This is a genomic window from Pacificibacter sp., from assembly GCF_039769035.1.
Lineage (GTDB): Bacteria > Pseudomonadota > Alphaproteobacteria > Rhodobacterales > Rhodobacteraceae > Celeribacter.
The window spans coordinates 1-3,328 of record NZ_JBDMZG010000167.1 but is presented as its reverse complement, the minus strand read 5'-3'; the positions used below and the strand labels follow the sequence as shown (position 1 = coordinate 3,328).

Annotated in this window: 4 protein-coding genes; 2 read left to right on the top strand and 2 right to left on the bottom strand. The window is 53.4% G+C overall.

Annotated features, from left to right (window positions below; all coding sequences use genetic code 11):
• Both ABF287_RS14105 and ABF287_RS14100 read left to right on the top strand, forming a co-directional pair.
• Positions 1–726 (top strand): FAD-binding domain-containing protein (locus ABF287_RS14105; protein ID WP_347185635.1); only part of this gene is annotated, 726 nt, incomplete at its 5' end.
• A gap of 237 nt (positions 727–963) precedes the next feature.
• Complete coding sequence (locus ABF287_RS14100; protein ID WP_341247467.1) at positions 964–2,073, top strand: TauD/TfdA family dioxygenase; 1,110 nt, start codon at positions 964–966, stop codon at positions 2,071–2,073.
• Between the two features lie 86 nt (positions 2,074–2,159).
• Here ABF287_RS14100 and ABF287_RS14095 read toward each other — a convergent pair whose 3' ends face one another.
• Entirely contained in the window at positions 2,160–3,134 is a 975-nt protein-coding gene (locus tag ABF287_RS14095; RefSeq protein WP_347185634.1) for a hypothetical protein, read from the bottom strand.
• Positions 3,134–3,328: hypothetical protein (locus tag ABF287_RS14090; protein ID WP_347185633.1), on the bottom strand; the 195-nt coding region annotated here is incomplete at its 5' end. The genes ABF287_RS14095 and ABF287_RS14090, both read right to left, overlap by 1 nt.

Below are 3,328 nucleotides of genomic sequence, written 5' to 3'. Positions count from 1 at the left end.
TGGATTTTCACTTTGCGCCTGCCTTGGGAGTTGGGCGCAGATTTCTTTCTGCGGCATTTGATAGACGGCGATCCCGCATCGAACACGTTGGCCTGGCGTTGGGTTGCGGGCATTCAAACTAAGGGGCGGCCCTACATCGCGCGTGTTTCAAATATTTCCAAATTTACCAACGGGCGGTTTTGTCCGACCCACCAGATAACTACGAATGTCACGCCGATTGACGATGCGAGCGATCATTTGCGCAAAAGGCTTCCGGATGCGGCGGCGCCAGCAGATGTGCCGAATGAGTTTCTGCTGGTGGTCACAGAAGATGATATGCAGATTGTAGACGCGCTGCCTCATGCGCCTGTGGCAACGATAGGGGCGCTGGCAACGACAGGCGGATCACCCTTGCCTGTAGCAGAGTTAGCTCAACGCTTTGCGTCAGGCGCGATGCAGGACGCCTGTGGTGGCACTGTGGTCATCAATCAAAACGCATGGGCAAACGAAATCATTGAGGCTTGTGAACGGTACCAAACAAAAACGGTGGTTACAGGGTATGCGCCCATCGGGCCGACCGCGACCGCACTTGCAGAAGCACATCCCGATCTGACAGCAGCGGGGATTAACCTTATTCAAGTGCGCCGCTCGTTCGATACAATCGCTTGGCCTCACGCAACCAAAGGATTTTTCGCGATGAAAAAAGCGGTGCCGTCCGTTTTGGAAAAACTTGGTATTACTCACTGATCAAGTACACATCTGTTTTTGCGCCAGCTTCGCTAGAGTAGCCATTCAAGAATCTCTTTGATCGTATCGCTGTTCGTGCTCTAGTCGAGTGGTAGCATTTCGGGAGGAACCATGTGCGCTGTGTTGGGAAGATGTCTGGGCCACCCGCACGGTAAGGCTCAGGAGTGGTGGCCGCCCCCCTGTTAGGTGAGCGTCTATTTTCAGTTTTCTGACATCACACTCTCATCGGAGATACCTATGACACCGAACCTTACATCTGGGGCTGAGAGCCTTGAGATATCTTGGCCTGACGGCACCGTCGGCCAGTTTCCGTATATTTGGCTGCGTGACAGCGATCCTTCCGGCTTTCACGCCAAAACAGGGGAGCGTGACTTTGACCTTACCAGCGTGCCGCTTGACCTCGCGCCGCATGAGGCTGAAATCACTGCTGATGCCTTGATCCTGACGTGGACGTCAGGGGCGGCGCCAAGTCGATTTGATCTTGATTGGGTCAAAGCGCATCGGCCCGGACAAGTACGCTATGATCCCGCGGATATTGCACCTGTTCCTTGGCGCGCCGAGCTTGGCGACCACGGTGTGCCGCGCAAAGATGCCAGCACACTTATGTCGTCAAATGATGCCCTTGCTGAGTGGCTTGAGCAGACAAAAAGATATGGCCTGTCGATTGTGACGGGTTTGGCTGATGATCCAGAGGCAGGCGAAACAGTTGCGCGCCGCATCGGGCATCTGCGCGAGACCAATTTTGGCGTGACTTTTGAGGTCATGTCCAAGCCTGACCCGATTAACCTTGCCTACACATCTGATGCGCTGCCTTTGCACACTGATCTGACAAATCAAGATGCGCCTCCGGGCTACCAGTTCCTGCACTGCATTGCTAACGAGGCCCAAGGCGGCGGGTCCACATTTTGTGATGGCGCTGCGGTTGCTGAGGATTTGCGGGCAGCTGATCCGGAGGCATTTGAGATACTGTCGACTGTATCAGTTCCGTTTCGGTTTCATGACAATGAAACGGACATCCGTTCGCGCAAGCGTGTGATAGAGCTCGGAGCCAAAGGTGAAGTTCGCGAAGTTTGTTTTAACGCGCATCTTGCGGATATTCTGGACCTTGATCCAAGCACGATGACCGCGTTTTACCGTGCGTACCGCAAATTCATGCAAATGACCCGCGATCCCGCTTATGGCATCGCTTTTCGCTTGTCTGGCGGCGAAATGGTGGTTTTTGACAACCGTCGCGTTATGCATGGCCGCGAGGCTTTTGATCCGTCGACAGGCTTTCGCCACCTTCGGGGGTGCTATGTTGACCGTGGTGAATGGGACAGCCGCTTGCGTGTTTTGAAGCGGGTGTAGAAACTATCTTGGGGCGTGCCAGCGTGCAGGTTGGTACGTGCCATTTTTCGTATTTGTCCTTGGTGTATTCCTACAGTGCGGTGGGGTTATTTCCGACCAATTGCGTTTTGAACGGTGACACCAAAAAACGCCACAAAACCTAAGAACTCACAAAGCGCGCGCCCGAGGTTTTGCTTTAGGTGGTGCGAAAAGCCCCCCGATCCTTTGACTGCGCCTAACAATTGCATGACTGCCCGACCAAACGCCAAAAGGGCGAGGCCCCAAACGATCCGGTAGGCGTCTATTTCTGATTTTCTTTTGTTGGTTGGAATGACGTCGATGAGGAATTGGTAATGCACAATGCAGTCGCGCCATTTGTGCGCGAGCATCGCACGCAATGTTGCTTGGCCCTCGCGTATCAACTGTAGTGAAAGCGCTTGGGGAACTTTTCCGCATTTAAGCTTTAGGGCACGTTCGAAGCGTATGAAAAATTCTAATTCTTCTTTGCCTGTCCCGTTGAACTGAGTGTCAAACCGCATGCCTAGGCCGGCGGATTTGGAAAATACAGAGCGTCTCAAGGCATAATTGTCCATGGTGAGTACTGCCCTGCGTTCACCAAAACCTTCGCGGCCCACATCGGGCGGGCTCATCCACGCGGATCGCACGCCTTCAAATTCGTGCTCAACCCACCCCATGAATGCGTCGCAATTCGGCAATTGTTTCGCAGCTTTCTCAAACGCAATGCCCCAATCTTCACAAACGGCTTGGTCATCGTTCACGCCCAGAAATAGGTTTGCGCCAAGGACGTCGGCTTCAGCCAATAGTCGGTTGCGCGCAGATGCAACGCCCTCAACCGGTTCTGCAATAACCGCAACGGGAAACGTAAAATTCGCAGCCTCAACTGTTTGTGCCAACGTAATGTCACGCTGATTTTGAACTATGATGAGGCAGAGATCATGATGCATTGGCATCGTCAGCTTTGCTAAACTGCTCAGCAAGCGTTCAAGCTGGGGACTGGCTTGCTTTGTCATCACGCCAATCACGATGAGGGGGCGTTTGTGGTTTGTGTCGCGAGCCTGCATTAGGACGCTCCATACGTCTTTAATGCTGCTGTGATACTTGTTTCCATCAGTGCCCCCAGTTTCTTTACGTGGGGTTCACGCAGAATGCCAAGGTGTGTTCCCGGGAGGTCATGAACATCCAACCCCTTTGTGCTGCGCCTCTGCCATCCGAAGTTCGGATCATCAATTTTGACACGCTGCGGGATATCCCATTT

Coding starts and splice junctions, on each gene's coding strand:
- ABF287_RS14095 (WP_347185634.1), bottom strand. CDS start 3,134: ATGCAGGCTCGCGACACAAACCACAAACGCCCCCTCATCGTGATTGGC.
- ABF287_RS14100 (WP_341247467.1), top strand. CDS start 964: ATGACACCGAACCTTACATCTGGGGCTGAGAGCCTTGAGATATCTTGG.